Annotated in this window: 11 protein-coding genes; 1 reads left to right on the top strand and 10 read right to left on the bottom strand. The window is 47.9% G+C overall.

Annotated elements, in window-relative coordinates:
* Positions 1-41: 41 nt before the first annotated feature.
* The 5 genes from ACDE64_RS01105 to ACDE64_RS01085 all read right to left on the bottom strand — a co-directional run bounded on the left by ACDE64_RS01105 (position 42) and on the right by ACDE64_RS01085 (position 8301).
* Positions 42-3143: a glycoside hydrolase family 2 TIM barrel-domain containing protein gene (locus ACDE64_RS01105; RefSeq protein WP_411348710.1), complete on the bottom strand. Its 3102-nt coding sequence runs from the start codon at positions 3141-3143 to the stop codon at positions 42-44.
* A gap of 548 nt (positions 3144-3691) precedes the next feature.
* The gene (locus tag ACDE64_RS01100) at positions 3692-4516 is read right to left on the bottom strand and encodes a carbohydrate ABC transporter permease (protein ID WP_411344720.1); all 825 of its coding nucleotides are present in this window, start codon (positions 4514-4516) and stop codon (positions 3692-3694) included.
* Complete coding sequence (locus ACDE64_RS01095; protein WP_411344719.1) at positions 4509-5438, bottom strand: carbohydrate ABC transporter permease; 930 nt, start codon at positions 5436-5438, stop codon at positions 4509-4511. The genes ACDE64_RS01100 and ACDE64_RS01095 overlap by 8 nt, the downstream gene beginning before the upstream one ends.
* 161 nt (positions 5439-5599) lie before the next feature.
* Positions 5600-6886: an ABC transporter substrate-binding protein gene (locus tag ACDE64_RS01090; RefSeq protein WP_411348709.1), complete on the bottom strand. Its 1287-nt coding sequence runs from the start codon at positions 6884-6886 to the stop codon at positions 5600-5602.
* 497 nt (positions 6887-7383) lie between these two features.
* Positions 7384-8301: a copper amine oxidase N-terminal domain-containing protein gene (locus ACDE64_RS01085; RefSeq protein WP_411344717.1), complete on the bottom strand. Its 918-nt coding sequence runs from the start codon at positions 8299-8301 to the stop codon at positions 7384-7386.
* A gap of 715 nt (positions 8302-9016) precedes the next feature.
* On the opposite strand from ACDE64_RS01085, the gene ACDE64_RS01080 reads away from it, so the two are divergent.
* Complete coding sequence (locus ACDE64_RS01080; RefSeq protein WP_411348708.1) at positions 9017-9634, top strand: DedA family protein; 618 nt, start codon at positions 9017-9019, stop codon at positions 9632-9634.
* A gap of 371 nt (positions 9635-10005) precedes the next feature.
* Here the strand turns inward: ACDE64_RS01080 and ACDE64_RS01075 are convergent, their stop codons facing one another.
* The 5 genes from ACDE64_RS01075 to ACDE64_RS01055 all read right to left on the bottom strand — a co-directional run bounded on the left by ACDE64_RS01075 (position 10006) and on the right by ACDE64_RS01055 (position 16184).
* Positions 10006-10137: a hypothetical protein gene (locus tag ACDE64_RS01075; protein WP_411344714.1), complete on the bottom strand. Its 132-nt coding sequence runs from the start codon at positions 10135-10137 to the stop codon at positions 10006-10008.
* A 168-nt stretch (positions 10138-10305) separates the two neighbouring features.
* On the bottom strand, positions 10306-12111 hold the full coding sequence (locus tag ACDE64_RS01070) for a sensor histidine kinase (RefSeq protein WP_411348707.1): 1806 nt from the start codon (positions 12109-12111) through the stop codon (positions 10306-10308).
* Positions 12112-12147: 36 nt separating this feature from the next.
* A complete protein-coding gene (locus ACDE64_RS01065; protein WP_411348706.1) occupies positions 12148-13731 on the bottom strand; it encodes a response regulator in 1584 nt (527 codons plus the stop codon).
* A 314-nt stretch (positions 13732-14045) separates the two neighbouring features.
* Positions 14046-14678 carry a LysE family translocator gene (locus ACDE64_RS01060; RefSeq protein ID WP_411348705.1) on the bottom strand — a complete coding sequence of 211 codons (633 nt, stop codon included), beginning with the start codon at positions 14676-14678 and terminating at the stop codon, positions 14046-14048.
* 186 nt (positions 14679-14864) lie between these two features.
* Positions 14865-16184, bottom strand: coding sequence for a diguanylate cyclase domain-containing protein (locus ACDE64_RS01055; protein ID WP_411344710.1), 1320 nt, complete (start codon positions 16182-16184; stop codon positions 14865-14867).
* Positions 16185-16297 lie beyond the last annotated feature (113 nt).

The following is a 16297-nucleotide window of genomic DNA, read 5'->3' as shown; positions in this document are numbered from 1 at the left end:
ACAACAGGGATAGTAGTAGATAGCTCGTATTTGCTTGTAGATTAGCCGCGGAATGGCGTGATCGTAAATGCAAAGCTCAGATCGGTATTTGCTGGAATACGGTATTCCGGGTGTACTGGTGCGCCCCAGCTATCGTCGCCGCCGACGCCCATTTGCTTGCCTGCGATTGTGACGACCGTATAATGCACAGGTGGCAACTCATACAGATGCGCAGCACTTTCCAGTTCAAATGCGGTGTATGGCGAGATATTGCACTCTACCGGCGCGTCTGCCGGAGACGTAATGCGCAGACCTTGACGGTTATCGTTGGTAATGTCCACACGACGGACTCCCGTACGATTGCCGCTCTCCTGTGGTACAACATAGCCAGATACATTATCGGCAGCATCATTTTGGAAAGTGCCCAGTCTGGCACCAAATGCGCGGTCGATATAGTTCTCGTCTGGTCCCATTGCATACCAGTTCAGATGATGATAATCCGCCGGGATTTTGAACGACAATGCTACGATAGGCAGATCCGGTAGACCAGCGGCACCAGCATAGCTAGATTTCACATGCAGACTGCCATCACGGTACACAGTGTACACAGTCGTCATGCTCACATCCGGGTGAATGCTGAACGCATATTGGAACGTAAACGTAACGTGGTCGTCCCCTTTGTCCAGCTGCATACCGGTACAGCGACGAGTCAGGCTGGCGGCAAACCATGCGCCTAACGTAAAGCCCTGCGCCGTTCCGCGATCATTGTCCGTCGTCGCACGCCAGAACAGCGGTGCTGGTGGTGTGGAAATATACTCGCGTCCATCGTAGCGCAGCGACGTAAGACTGCCTGCACCACGCGAGAACATGATGCTGTAATTGTCACCATGTACGCCCACATTCACATCGCCCTCAGCAATACGCAACTCACCGATACGAACCGGATTCGGCTGTGGCTGTGTATGTTCCACGATAAACACATGCTCACCAAATGCCACTTCATACCCAGCTTCTGCCCATAGCGTCGCCTGCTTCAGCACGAAGGACGCATGGATGGCATATTCACCTGCCAGCTGAGCTGTCTGTGGTAATGTAACTGCTACATGCTGCTCTGTGCCTGCCGCCACCTGTACATCCAGCTGCTGCTCATGCACCAGCACACCTTCGCGGTACAGACGATACAGTAGCGTATACTCGTCCGTTCCGGCAAACAGATTCTCGTTACGCACAGTCACCCCTTGTTGATCCGGGGTCAGCTTCAGATTCTGATACAGGAATTTGACCTCCTGCATTTTCGGAGATACCTTACGGTCAGCGTAGACGATACCGTCCGTACAGAAGCCATAATCGGTCGCGCGGTCGTCATAGTCGCCGCCGTAAGCGAGATATTCGTCGCCGTAGCGATTTTTCTTCATCACCGCTTGGTCGATATAATCCCAGATAAAGCCGCCTTGATACAGCTCATATTTGTTTTCCAGCTCGGTATATTTGTGCATGCCGCCGACGGAGTTACCCATCGCGTGCATATATTCGCAGCTAATATACGGCTTTTGCGGATCATTGTTCAGGTATTCCTCAATATCCGCTGGCTTCGCGTACATGCGGCTCTCCATATCGCTGCTATCGTCAAAGTCGCGATTGTGGAATACGCCTTCGTAATGCACGAGACGCGTCGGATCGGTTGCGCGGAAATAATTTGCTACATTCAGGATCACCTGACCAGCATACGACTCATTACCGCATGACCAGATGAGGATCGACGGATGGTTCTTATCGCGCTCGACCATCGAGATCGCACGATCCATCACGATATCTTGCCATTCCGGCAGATCGCCCGGAATATTCCACGACGGCTCTACCGCACCTAACTTCTGCCACGAACCGTGACTTTCCAGATTCATCTCGTCGATCAGGTAAATACCATACTGATCGCAAAGCTCATACCAACGCGTCTGATTCGGATAATGTGATGTACGTACTGCATTCATATTATTTTGCTTAATGGTACGAATATCCCACAGCATATCCTCTTCGGTCACTGCACGTCCGGTGCGGCAGTTGAATTCATGACGATTGACGCCTTTGAACACAATGCGTTTGCCGTTAATGCACATCACTTTTTTAATCATTTCAAAACGACGGAAACCTACATGCTGCGGAATCACTTCGGTCAATTCGCCAGCCGCATTGTACACAGAAATGTATAGCGTATACAGATACGGTTGCTCCGCATTCCAAGTGGATACATGGTCCACCGTCGCGTGGAAGCTGGCTTGTCCACCCTGTTCACTATCCGCAAATGCCGCTTCGCCAGATGTCACTACATTGCCAGCAGCATCTTTTAATTCCAGTACCGCTTTGGCACCATTCGCAGACTGTCCCTGCTCTAGCGACAGTTTCACGTTCAATTGTCCCTGCGTATAGGCATCATCCAGACCAGCATGCACATGCAGATCCCGTACATGAACCTCTGGCACCGTATACAGATACACCTCACGGAAAATACCGGAGAACCGCCAGAAATCCTGATCCTCTAACCATGATCCGGTACTGCGTTGATACACTTCCACTGCCAGACGATTCTCGCCCGCTTGCATGAACGGCGTCAGATCAAAGTCCGACGGCGTAAAGCTATCTTCCCCATATCCAACAAACTGCCCGTTCAGCCATACGTAAAACGCCGATTCCACACCTTGAAACGAAATATACACCGGACGTTCCCCATCCAGCTGCTCCGGCAGCACAAAATGCTTCACATAGCTGCCTACCGGATTATAATCTTCCGAAATAAACGGCGGACGCAAATTCTCCACGCCATCCCACGGATACATCGTATTCACATACTGCATCTGCCCGTAGCCCTGCGTCTGAATATGTCCCGGCACCGCAATATCGCCCCAACCCGCACAAGAAAATCCGTCTTTATAAAAATCCTGCGGACGCGCCGCCGAATTGATCGCATAATGAAACTTCCAATTCCCATTCAGCGAATACCGCCAATCCATCTCCCTACCAGCCTGCGCCTGCTCCGCCGACGCATAATACCGATGATCCGAATACGCATCCACCCGATTCACCGCAAATACCGACGTATCCGCCAACCACTCCAGCGAAGCCTCACTCACACGCTGCTTCCCACGAACATGCACTTCCGCCTTACTCATATCATCCACTCCATCCCGTTAAAATACTCACCCAATTATTATATCCCGCCACCATCAACCATTTTAATATAATAAAATCGTGTATATATTAGTTCCTTATTCTTATACAACGTAAATTTAAATCCATCAAAAGCTGTCAATGTACTATCCTACTTCAAACGCCACACAGCCACACAGCCACACAGCCACACAAAAAAAGTGTCTCCCACCCAACAACCAAAACAAAAAACTCTCCCCGCCAGCCAAAAAACTACCTAATCCCAAACCCAACTCCAAGCTCTAGCCCTTAACACCCTTCCCTACTTCCTCACCCAGAGTGAAATCATTTACGCTGTGCATGGAAAAGGGTTGGGAGTGTGCGCCGGAGCGGAGGGGAAGGGAATTGTCCTGAAAAGAGCGAAGCGCTCGCATGTAAGGACTGGATATTCTCCGCCTAAGCGGAAATTCAAAATATCCAGTCCTTAACGGCGACACTTCAGGACAATCCCTTCCCCGGAGCGTTCCAGCTCACACCCCCAACCCATCTTTTCCATAAAACCAGCGCAACATCATTTCACCGATCCAACCATACCTGCCACAAAGTGCTTCTGCATTAAGAAGAACACCAGCGCTGTCGGAATCGTCGAAATCACAATCGCAATCATAATCACACCATAATCCGGTGCATAACTTGATCCGAGGTTGGAGATCAGCAGCGGAATCGTCTGATTCTCCGGCGTTTGCAGAATAACGAGCGGCCACAGATAGTTGTTCCAGCTGGACATAAACGTAATGATTGCCGCAGCCGCATATGTCGTTTTCATCGTCGGCATATATACGCGGAAGAACAATCCTAGCTCGCTCAGCCCATCCATCCGACCCGCTTCCAGCAAGTCTTTCGGGAACATCTTCGTACTTTGACGGAAAAAGAAGATCAGGAACGCAGTCGTCATCGTCGGAATCACGACAGCCGCTGGCGTATCGATCCCGATAAACGAAACTACATTCGTAATTTTGCCGAACATCCGGTACAACGGCACCATCAGCGCCGCGAACGGAATCATCATCGACAGCAGCAAGATGTTGAATACGATATCCTTCGCTTTGCTGCGATAAACTTCAAAGCCGTAGCCTGCCAGCGAAGCGATCAGCAGTGCCAGAATCGTTGTAGATACCGCAATCTTCGCCGAGTTCCACATTGCATTCCAGATGTCGACCGAGCTAGCGAGCTTGCTCAAGTTCTCGATCAGATGACTGCCCGGCAGTAGTCGTCCGCCAGTCACATCCACCGATAAGTTCGTCGAGCTGACGATCATCCAGAAGAACGGGAAGATCGAGACAAATGCGGCGATGATCAGAAACACATACGTAAAGGTTAATTTCGTTTTAGCCATTGCGCTCACCTGCCACTTTGAACTGGATAAAGGAAAGAATAATAATCATAATGACGATCGAATACGATACCGTTGCCGCATAACCGAAGTCCGGTGAATATTTAAACGACAGATTGTAGATGTACTGCGAAATACTCGTCGTCGCGTTACCCGGTCCGCCCTTCGTAATATTCACAACCTCATCGAACAATTGCAGTGTACCGATGGTGGATGTGATGGACGTGAACAGAATGATCGGTTTGAGCAGCGGAACCGTAATGCTGAAAAATTGACGTACTGCCGAAGCACCGTCGATGCGTGCCGCTTCGTAAATGGAGCTATCGATATTTTGCAGACCAGACAGATAGAAGATCATATTGTAACCCGTCCAGCGCCATGTGATCGCGAGGATAATCGTTACTTTTGCCCAGAACGGATCAGTGATCCATTGAATGGGTGCGCCGATGACATGAATATTCATCAGCAACGAGTTGACCAGTCCATCCGGTGCGAACAGGTATTTGAATACAACTGCATAAGCAACGAGCGATGTGATACACGGCAGGAAGATCGCCGTACGGAAAAAGCCTTTGAATTTCAGGTTTTTGTCATTCAGCAGCACCGAGATAAACAGTGCCAGCAGTACCATCAGTGGCACTTGGAAAATGAGATAAATAAATGTATTTTTGACGGCGGTCAGGAACATACTATCTGTTAGCAGACGCGTATAGTTCTCGATACCGTTAAATTTCAAATTCATGCCGGTTCCCGTCTGGAACGACAGGATCAGCGCTTGGATCATCGGATAGAAGTAAAAGATCACAATCATAGCGGCGGCTACGCCAACGAACAGCCAGCCGGTTACGCCTTCTTTGACCCGATTGCCCATGCGGGAACGGGTGGATTTTTTGCTCGGATTCAGAGCGGGTTCTGCTGTCTTCATCTGGTTTCATCTCCCTCATATCGCCGGTTTGCTGCTTGTCTATGTGTAGTGGCTCGCCTGCGGTTTCCTTCGGTATATCCATCTCAACCTATCGATACGGAAAAATAAAACCTTGAACCGTTAAGCCCAAGGTTTTATCTCTCGTTCATTGCGTGTTGCGATTATTTCAGCTGGGCTTCAGCCTGTGCTTGTACATCATTCATCATCGTATCGACGTCTTTGCTACCGTTCAGGTAGTTTTGAACTTCGACTGCCATGATGTCTTCAATTGCATACGTGTGAAGACCGTAGTTTACGTTTGGAACTTCTTTCGTCCATTTTGCGAAGTCCGCATATACTTTTTGACCACTGAAGAACTCGTCTGGTTTGTCATATGCTTCGTTTTCGGAAGCGGTTTTCAGTGTACCGATGATACCGATTTTGGTCAGCATATCGTTGTACAGCGATTTGTCAGAACCGAACGTGGATTTCAGGAAGTCTGCGGCTGTGTCTTGTCCGTCCATATTCATGACGTACCAAGAAGCACCACCGATGTTAGAAGCGTGTACGGAATTAGCTACGCCTTTCAGTACAGGGTAAGGAACAACTGCCCATTTGCCGGATTGAGACGCTTCAGCTTTTACAGAAGGTGTGATCCAGTTACCAGTTGGAACGCTGGCTACATCGCCTTTGTTGAAGGCAGCCAGGAATTGACTCCAGTCGGAGTTTGCTTTGACGATGTTAGCATCGTACATCGCTTTGTATGTTTCCAGTGCCGTTTTCAGTGCAGCATTGTTCGCGATATTCGGTGTAGTACCATCTTCTTTCAGATACCAAGAGCCTGCGGATTGAATCATAGAACGAATCAGACCGAGGTCATTGGGATCTTGGGTCAGCATGTCTTTGCCAGTAGCGGCTTTGACTTTTTTACCGATTTCGATGAATTGATCCCAATCGATGTTTTGCAGATCAGCTACTTTGTAGCCTGCTTTTTCCAGATAGTCGGTACGTACATACAGACCAGTTACGCCAGAGTCAAACGGTACACCGTACTGTTTGCCTTGATAGCTAGTAGGACCTGCTTTGTAATCTGCGAAGTCGGATGCTTTGATGGAATCGGACATGTCGCGGAATGCGTCAGGATACGCTTGCAAGAAACCTTGGGAACGATAGTCCTCGATCAGTACGATGTTTGGCAAACCTTTGGTCGTACCGGAGTTCAAGCCGGTGTTCAGCTTTTGTACGATATCCGCTTGTGCATTTTCGACGATATTAATCGTTACGTCTGGATGGTCAGCCATGTATTTTTCTTTGGCAAGATTCAATGCGGCGATGTTAAAGTTCGGGTCCCATGCCCAGACAGTAATTTCTTTTTTGCCCGGATCGGAGCTTGCGCTGCTGCCGCCACCGCTGGAACATGCGGACAACAACAGTACGCTTGCTAGTAAAAGGAACATCCATTTTTTCATTTCTGTTCAACCCCTGCTCTTATATGATGGAATACCAACTTGATTGAAAGCGCTTGCTTATTGACAAATTTATCTTACCATTCCCGTTCCGTCGGTCGTTAGGAATATCTTTATGCGGATTTGTGATATTATTGGTTCTATTTTTATTGGTAGCGTTATCATTTGGTACTATATTTACTTTTTGGTACATTTTTTAGATATATTTTAAAATAGATATGACTTTGTATCCGCTTTTATCTTTCTTTTTCATTACAGATGTGGAAATGACAGACTGAATATTGGCGATTACAAGAATTGCATCTGGCTTTGGCAGCAAAAAACAGCCGAACCTGCATACTGCTGCGCAGGTTCGGCTGTGATCAGGACAATCGGATGAATGATGAACCGCCGGGCGCGGCGGATCGTATATGCTGCCAGTATTGCTAGCGCTGTCTGTCTGTTCGGCTTCCCCGTCTACATTATGCAGGAAGCGAACACGAGGTAGATACTGGCTATGCTTATTTGACCGGCTTCTCTTCCGGTATGTTGGTAAAGCGATTTTCTGTCTGTGTCGTGCCAGTAGGAGTCGTTGTTGTTGACGGCTGAATCGGATTATCGATATACCCGTAACGCGATACGCCGTTAGCTGTCAGATTGTCGAAGAATACCACTTTACTCAAAATGCTCGGCATCGTTCCATCTTCCTGCTCAATGCTGTACGGCAAGAAGAACAGATTGTTCGATGATTGTTTGGTCAGATCCAGCTTGGCTGTCCATACCAGCTCGCTGTGATTGTCCTTCATTTCATAGTAAGAAACGACATCTCCACGTTGTTCAAAGAATGGGTAGTATTGTCCTTCTGGGAAATAATAGCGGTAGATGCCGCCGCTCTCCTCAGACGGAGTGAAGCTCTTCAGTCGGTTAATGCGCGGGATTGTCACTGCTGCCTCACGCGCTGTTGCCAGATCGGTACCGCTCAGTTGACGCAAATTCTGATCCGGTGTTTTGGCAACATAGACGATGCGCGATGTCGCATTCCAGTACACCGTCGCTTGTGCGGCTTCTGCGATGAAGCGCAGCGGCACCATTGCCCGTCCGTCACGAATCGTCGGCGCAACCGGCAGTTGAATCGTGCGATCGTTGATCGTTGCGGTCGTCTGCCCGATGACCAGCGTGATCACATTGCCGTCCTGACTGACGGTTACCGTTTGATTAATATTGTTCCATATCGTTGAATTGCCCGGTATGTACTGTAGCGCCTTGATGGGAATCATCGTTGTACCGCGGTCCACGTAAGCGGTCACACCGACATAAACGGTCGAATTGTTGACGATAACCTGAATGTCCGGTGATGCCGCTGCTGCCTGAACCGTACCGGCTCCCATACTAAAAACGAGCGCGATCGATAAAATCAGCCTGGAAAATGTTTTCATCATATTCTATTCCTCCATTGATCGTCATACAAACCAATACACTGCCGTGCACGTAAATGTTGCACATGCTGTTTGTATGCCAACGCCGTGTTTTGCGGTTCCCGCTCCATCCGTATGCCGAAAGTCGCCCGATTCTGCCGCAGCTCTATCCTTTGCTGCCCATGTGTATACAGAAACGGAGCATTCCACTGTCCAGCTTTATCTTATCATCTTTTATACCCCGACTGCCAACTAAGCGAGCTGGCAAAGGTATGGCGGAACCGCGCTCCTGCTTATGTATCCTTACCCGCTATGCCATATTCATAAAATTTCAATTCTGTCATCGTTTGGAAAAGTGGTAGTGGTGAGACAAATACATGAGATGAATAATAATAGAAACGATACATGCGTAACATACGTACATGCAGTTATATTGAAATGTTCCGCTCGCTGCAAACTTTGCATATGGAGAAGCGATGCTGTATATTTTATGCAAACCGTATATCTCAGCAAAATGATCGGAATATGACACTTTTTATTTATGATTATGTTGATATGACTGTATTTGCGCGCTTCAAGTGCGGGACTTTCGGTGTATAAACAGAAGAGATATAAAGTGAATTCCATTCTGTATATGTCATTTTGTACAAATAAGTATGACATATGCACGGATGACGTAATAGAGAGAATGACAAACAGACAATAGGATGTGTAGAGACTATATTGGAGGAGGATTACTTTGCAAAATTGGATTACGAATTTCATGGAGCAATTCGGCTATGTCGGTATTGCGCTAATTATTGCACTGGAAAATGTATTTCCGCCGATTCCATCGGAGATTGTACTTCCGTTTGGCGGATTCATGACGACCAACTCGTCGCTAACCGTGATTGGTGTTATTATCGCGGCTACGATTGGTTCGGTAGCGGGTGCAGTGATTTTGTATGGCGTGGGGCTGTTGATTGATGTGGAGCGGCTGGAGAAGATTGTCGACCGCTGGGGTCATATTTTGCGAGTGAAAAAGGAAGATATTCGCCGCGCGGACAAGTGGTTTGACAAGTATGGCTACTGGACAGTGCTGTTCTGCCGCATGGTGCCACTCGTACGCAGCCTGATCTCCATTCCAGCGGGCATGTCTAATATGAAATTTGGACTGTTTCTATTATTTACGACGATTGGTACGGTGATCTGGAACTCGATTCTAGTCATTATTGGAGCAAGTCTGGGCGAGAACTGGCATCGGATTACGGAGTTTATGGATGTGTATTCGAATATTGCGTATGCGATTATTGCTGTGGTGGGGATTGGGTTTATCGTTTGGTATGTGAGACGGCATAAGAAGGCGCAGGCGAAATGAATAGTGTAGCTTGATTGTGGTTAAACCACTCCGAAAAGGAATAAGGAAGCGGGACTCCGATGGAGCCGCGGGAATCTTAGGATGAGGAAGGAATGAAGATTCCCGCCCCTCCAAAGTCGCCCTTATTCCTTATTTCCTTTCCTCCGTTCCGTGCGTTGTATGTCATTCGATTATTATATACATCTTACATTCTAAATATTCCAAAACAGTCTCATATCATTCCATTTATGTATGCAAAAGAGCCATATGGATTTTTCCATACGGCTCTTTTTTGCATGATTATGATTCTGCACTTGGTCTATAGTAGCAGGTGGCTTACAACATCGTTGCCAATAGCAAGCTGCCACCATACTTGTAGCTACCGTTAAACATTAACTCGACGGATTGTTAGTCACCATCGCGTACCCAAGCAGCATGAACAATTCAAACCCTACCGCCAGGATCACTACAGCAGCAACGATGCTCCAGATGAGTTTGCGAGTATTCATTCGTCCGATGTTCATCTTCCTCCCCCTTTTTGCCATAATCTATATCCAAAGTATCATATAAAATACAACAATTTCCACTTCAGAACGTCGTATCCTACTTGTAGTTGAATATTCAAATGAGAACAAAAGGGAAACCAACTATTAGCAACCATCGGCATGAACAAGCATCTTTACCAATCACTATCAAGAACGATCAAACAACTCCTGCTGCTCTACAATCAGCGGTAACGTAATCTTCACCTTCGTCCCCTCGCCCTTCTTGCTAGAAATACTCACGCCGTATTGATCGCCGTACAGCAACGTAATACGGTTGTTGACGTTCTGAATCCCGATGCCGGTGAATAGTTGGCGTTTGGACTTCGGATTGGGCAGTTGGCTATCTTCGTCATCGGACAAACCGTCGATACCGTCGCCGTTGTCGACGACTTCGCATACCAGCATGTCATCCAAGCGCGATACCATAATGTAGATGACGCCTGCTCCTTTTTCATTAAACGCATGGAAAAAGGCATTTTCGATAAATGGCTGGATGATCAGCTTTGGCACCTGATAGTCCATGCAGTCTGGTGCGACGAAATAATTGACCTGCACTTTATTGCCGTAACGCACATGGTTGATGAATACATAATTTTTCATATTGTTCAGTTCTTGCTCGATGGTGATCGTCTCGCTCACATTGCTGATCGTATTTTGCAGCAGGGAGATCAGGGCATTGATCGTCTCGGCGGCAGTTTCTTTATTGCCTTTTTGCACGAGCATCTTGATCGACGCCAATGTATTGTACAGGAAATGGGGATTGATCTGCCGCTGGAGTGCCGCCAGTTCAGCGTTACGCTGTTCTTTTTGCGTTTCCAACAGACGAGCGATGTACTCGTTCAGCTCATCCAGCATGTAGTTGAACGCCCGGCTCAGCTCCTGCACCTCATAGCTGCCTGTCACATGCACATAGTTGCCAAAGTCCTTTTCGGTAATAGTCGACATCTGGCGCACCAGTCGGGTGAGCGACTGTGTGAGTCGACGCGAGATCAGGAACACGGTCAGCAGTGCTGCCAGTACGATGCCGATACAAATCAGGGCGATATCGCGCACGTTAATAATCTGTCCGACGGCATATTCGCGGTCGATCAGATTCACCAGATAGAAATTGTACGACGGGATGTAATTGGCGAGAATGATATGATTTTTGCCCATCACATCGTCGTTCTTGTAGCTCAGCTGTTGATCCTGAATGTCGGTCACATCTTTTAACAATTCCGGGGAAAAGGTGCCGATCAGGTCTTCGCGGTTGGACGACACGATCCGTCCGTACGCATCGAGAATGAGTACATCGTTGCCCGTACTCGTGAAATTGCTGTAAAAGCGCTTGAACTCCTGCTCTCGAATCGCCACATAGATCGTGCCATACAGGTAATCGCTCGTGCGCTCCATTAGCGCTTTGGACGCGATAATATAATCTTCCTTGCCATTCTTCGCCGTCTCCTCGTCATACTGATACATAAGCCGCTTCGGCTCTGCTACGGTACGCTCGGTAATCCGGCTTTTCGCCAATTGTTCGGTCGGCACGGGCCAATATGACCAGTCCGACGTATAGCTGCGCCCGTTCACACCGACAAGCGTCACACCGACATCGTACGCATCCACATTCGACTTGATCTGCTTCATCTGCTGTCCCATGCCAAAATAGGTCACAGACGCGCTCAACGAATCCCCTTCACCGCCAGTCAGGTAACTTTTCACCGTCCCGTTCTGCGACGCATGGCTGACGCCATTAACGATGGAATCGTTGAACGACTCCATACTGCTCTTGATCTGATTCAGCACTTTGGAATTGGTAATGCTGAACGTCTCGGTAAACAGCCGCTCCGACATTCGAATCGTCACTAATGAAGTGAACAGACAGACGGTGATGATGCTGACAACCATAACGATAAACAGCTTAAAAAACAGTCCCTTTTGCTCAAAACGGCGCATATGGTTTTTGATATTCATTTCTCATTCCCACTCATCTTCATAAGATCCTGCCGTTTAGCGCATATGCTGCCGGCGGTACTGACTGGGCGACAGACCGGTCCACTTTTTGAATACTTTGGTGAAATAGCTATGATCGGAATAGCCCACTTTATCGCTGATCTCGGAGATCGCATACCGATCATCCGTCAGCATCTCGGCAGCCTTTTGCACCCGAATCTTGTTCAAATGCTCACTGAAGCCTTCCTTGTTATGAGTCGTAAAATAACTCGACAAATACGACGGATTAAAATGAAAATGCTGCCCTAATCCGGTCAGACTGAGCGGTTCAGCGTAATGCTGCTGTATATATTCCAGCAGCATCTTCATATTGGAGCCACTCTGCTGACCAGAACGCTCAGCGATGCTTGCCTGCACCCGTTCCAGAAAGCCGTTCAGTAGCGCCAGCGTCTGCTGTACGTCCAGCGCATCGTTAATATCGCGGAAATAATCATATTTTTCCTGATCCAGCTGCCGTACATCGTAATCCTGATTGCCCAGCAGCGTAATAATGTTAAAAATAATATTGCCAAGAAACGACTTCAATTCAAACGGCGTTGCCCGGTAATTGCCAGCCAGCGTCTGCACATATTCCTGTAGCGCTGCAAAGGCGCTGTCAAACTGCTCCCGCCGCAATTCCTCGGTAAACTGCTTCAGATTGAAGCCACCCTTCACCTCTATCGGCTCTGGCAATTCATGCTCAATCATCAACGCCTGATCGGGAAAATAAAACCGGTACTCCAGCAATGTCAGCAAATGCTGGTACATCTCACCAATCTGCTGTGGCTGTGCAAATGGTTCAGTTAGCGCCCACGCATGCTGCGCTGTCTCGACCTCTTGCTCGCCGTGCGATGCCAGCTTCCGCAATACATGAATAAGCTCGTCAGCATGTGCATCATCCGTATTCAGCAAAAAGACAACAATCTGCGGATCGGTAGCTACTGGACGGAACGCCAGGGGCACTCCGCACTGTTCCAGACATTCCGCTATGCTGGAACTGATATTGGCAATCTGGTTGCTGCGCTGCTGACTCGACGCATCGCCATTGCCACCATGCGTCAGGCGCGGCTGCACACCAACGAGATAACAGTGAGCATATGGAAACTGTGTCGTTAACAATTCCGGCTCATAGTCGGCGTCAAAGCCAGCGATGAGCTTTTCCAGTACATGGTCGACGGTGATCTGTTCGCCGCCCGTTTGCTCGTCATATTGGAGCGCCGGGATGCGACGGGCGGTATTTTGCAGCACTTGTAGCAACTCTTGTGTTTCTAACTTGGGCTTGAGAATATAGTCTGCTACTCCGTTCTGGAAGGTGGAGCGCACATAATTAAATTCACCGTAGCTGCTAAGCACGATGACTTCAATCGCAGGATAATTCTGCTTGACGATTCGGGTAAATTCCTCGCCATCCATAATAGGCATCACGATATCGGTAATGACGATATGCGGGCGCAGCTCGTCCATCAGCTCCAATGCTTCGCGTCCGTTGGACGCCTCGCCCACGATCTGGAATCCATATTGCTCCCAGACAAGATAATGCTTGATTCCTTGCCGAACCAGCACCTCATCATCGACGATTACTATTTTGCATAATTCTTTCATTAGGACACTCCCTATAAGACTGGATGTTACGCTAGCGTTGCTGTGATTCTCATCATCTATCTTCATTATATGGGATGGATCGCGAATATGGCGTTTTGCGAAGTTATTTCTGATAACGTTTTCATAAAAGAGGGATAATGTTTGTCTGATTTTGTCTTTTTATGCTATCACAAAACGGGGATTTGCGGCACAAAATGTTTTATGGTCACTAGCGGCACAGGATTGTACATCGCTACCGATACATAGCTAATACCCGTCATGTCGTCTTGAGCACATCACGGGTATTGGCAGTACATATAAAGTAGGAGTTGATGTTATTTGCTACGATCTAGCGCCATTCGTGCCGCCAGCCCGGTCAGCACGCCCGCCATAAGCCAGCGTTGCCATTGTAACCAGAGTGGACGCGTGGAGAACCATGCCGCTACAGCACTGGCAGTGAGAACGATCAGCAGATTGATCATAAAGCTAACGCTGATCTGAATCAGTCCCAGCTCCATACTTTGCAGCAATACCGACCCACGCGACGGATCGATAAATTGTGGCAATAACGATATGTACAGTACCGCTGCTTTCGGATTGAGCAGATTGGTCATAAAGCCCATCATGAATAGCTTGCGCGGGGAATCCACCGATAGCTGCTGCGGTTCCAGCGGCGATGATTGACCTCGTGCAATCGACTTCCAAGCGAGCCAGAGCAAATAACCAGCGCCTGCCCAGCGAATCAGCTCATACAACAGCGGCACCGCACGAAAAAGCGCGGACAGTCCAAACATCGTTGCTGTAATATACACGGTAAATGCCAGCATTATGCCCATTAATGAGATTACGCCTGCCATTCGCCCCTGTGTAATTGAACGCGATAACAAATAGATCATATTCGGTCCAGGCGCACATACCATACCAAGCGCCACCAGTGCAAAGCCAATCACCGTTGTCATATCCAGCATGCTTCACCCTCCTGTACTATGTATTCCATTCTTATACATTATATTGAATAATAATCCTTCAACGCAAAAAGTCAACCCTACCTTATAAGCTACTCATAGCTATTACGACAGGGTTGACTTGAAATCAATATACATAAATATTCATTTAAAAGTATAATTATTACGCAAAAAATATAAAAAACCACTTTACTGCGTATGTTCTATATCTTCATGAAACACAACCTGTGCCCGCCCAGAGCGCTTCGCTTCGTACAGCGCTAGATCGGCGCAACTTAACAGATGTTTAGCCCCTGTTCCGTCATTCGGATACATCGCAACGCCGACCGACGAAGCAGTGATCACTTCCTGATCGTCCAGTTGCCACGGTTTTTGCAAAGCCTGACAGATCGTATCTGCCATCCAGCCAATCTGACCACGACTGCTCACGAGTGGCAATACAACGATGAATTCGTCGCCGCCAATCCGAGCAATCGTATCCATAGGACCCAATTCACTCGCGATTCGCTGAACCATCTGAATGAGCAGCGAATCGCCCGCTTCATGACCAAGTGTATCGTTTACCTGCTTGAATCGATCGATATCCAGATACAATATACCTAGCATCGTCTGATTCTGATGTGCCAGTTCAATATCTTGATGTAGTTGAGTCAGCAAATAGCGACGATTCGGCACGCCGGTCAGCGGATCGATATAGGCAAGCGATTTGAGCTGCTGCTCGTGCATTTTACGTTCCTCGATATTGCGTGCTACGGTCAGCAGATAATCGTCTTTGTCTTCCTGCTGCACATACGACATATTCATCTCAAACCAGATATGATGACCATCCTTGTGACGATAGCGACATTCATGCACGACATGCACTTTCTTTTCTACCAGTATTTCGTTCAATAAACCGGCAAACTTCCCAATATCTTCGGGATGTACCAGTTGAAAGCGTTCGGTTTGGATCAACTCTTCCGGCGTATAACCCAGCGCACGCGAAATGGACGGCGATGCGTACTGCACGGTACGATCCAATCCGAGAATGGTGATCACATCGGTCATATTTTCGGCGATCAGCTGGTAACGTTCCTTTTTCTGTTGCAGCGCAACTTCGGCAAGTTTACGGTCGGTGATATTGCGGCTCACGATAATGAGACGATTCCGTTCATGCACACCGCAAAAGATCGGCGTCTTCATGACTTCCCACGTACGTTCTACCCCGTCATACCCGACAAACGACTTCTCCACGATTAACGTGGAGCCTTTTTGCCACGTTTGTTCATCAGTCATTGTATTAAATTCAAAAATCGATCGTAATTCCGGACGCATCTCCGCCAATTCCAGATCGGTTTTATTCATATATTCAGACTCGGTCAGCTTATGAACCTCTCGTACCATCTGGTTACATAGCAGCCAGCGACCTTCGCCGTCCTTGAGTACAATCAGCTCCGGTATCATATCAATCAGCAAGCGTAGCTGCGACTCATTCTCGCAACCTACCAGAAGCTCATTGGAGAATTCCATAAGAATCCTCCTTTCCGCAAAATGATCCTGAATCGCCGCTAGGGAATGAAGAAAAATGGATCAGCGCGACTCAGAAAAGATAAACACATCAATAATATATATTATATCGGCGG

It is taken from the genome of Paenibacillus sp. WLX2291 (assembly GCF_046603665.1).
In the GTDB taxonomy this organism is placed as follows: Bacteria; Bacillota; Bacilli; order Paenibacillales; family Paenibacillaceae; genus Saccharibacillus.
The sequence above is the reverse complement of the archived record's forward strand: the minus strand, read 5'-3'. Positions and strand labels throughout refer to the sequence as shown.

Bases quoted from the DNA above. Each gene is read 5' to 3' on its own strand.
- ACDE64_RS01075 (WP_411344714.1), bottom strand. From the start codon at position 10,137: ATGAACATCGGACGAATGAATACTCGCAAACTCATCTGGAGCATCGTT.
- ACDE64_RS01055 (WP_411344710.1), bottom strand. From the start codon at position 16,184: ATGGAATTCTCCAATGAGCTTCTGGTAGGTTGCGAGAATGAGTCGCAG.
- ACDE64_RS01085 (WP_411344717.1), bottom strand. From the start codon at position 8,301: ATGATGAAAACATTTTCCAGGCTGATTTTATCGATCGCGCTCGTTTTT.
- ACDE64_RS01100 (WP_411344720.1), bottom strand. From the start codon at position 4,516: ATGGCTAAAACGAAATTAACCTTTACGTATGTGTTTCTGATCATCGCC.
- ACDE64_RS01060 (WP_411348705.1), bottom strand. From the start codon at position 14,678: ATGCTGGATATGACAACGGTGATTGGCTTTGCACTGGTGGCGCTTGGT.
- ACDE64_RS01070 (WP_411348707.1), bottom strand. From the start codon at position 12,111: ATGAATATCAAAAACCATATGCGCCGTTTTGAGCAAAAGGGACTGTTT.
- ACDE64_RS01090 (WP_411348709.1), bottom strand. From the start codon at position 6,886: ATGAAAAAATGGATGTTCCTTTTACTAGCAAGCGTACTGTTGTTGTCC.
- ACDE64_RS01065 (WP_411348706.1), bottom strand. From the start codon at position 13,731: ATGAAAGAATTATGCAAAATAGTAATCGTCGATGATGAGGTGCTGGTT.
- ACDE64_RS01095 (WP_411344719.1), bottom strand. From the start codon at position 5,438: ATGAAGACAGCAGAACCCGCTCTGAATCCGAGCAAAAAATCCACCCGT.
- ACDE64_RS01105 (WP_411348710.1), bottom strand. From the start codon at position 3,143: ATGAGTAAGGCGGAAGTGCATGTTCGTGGGAAGCAGCGTGTGAGTGAG.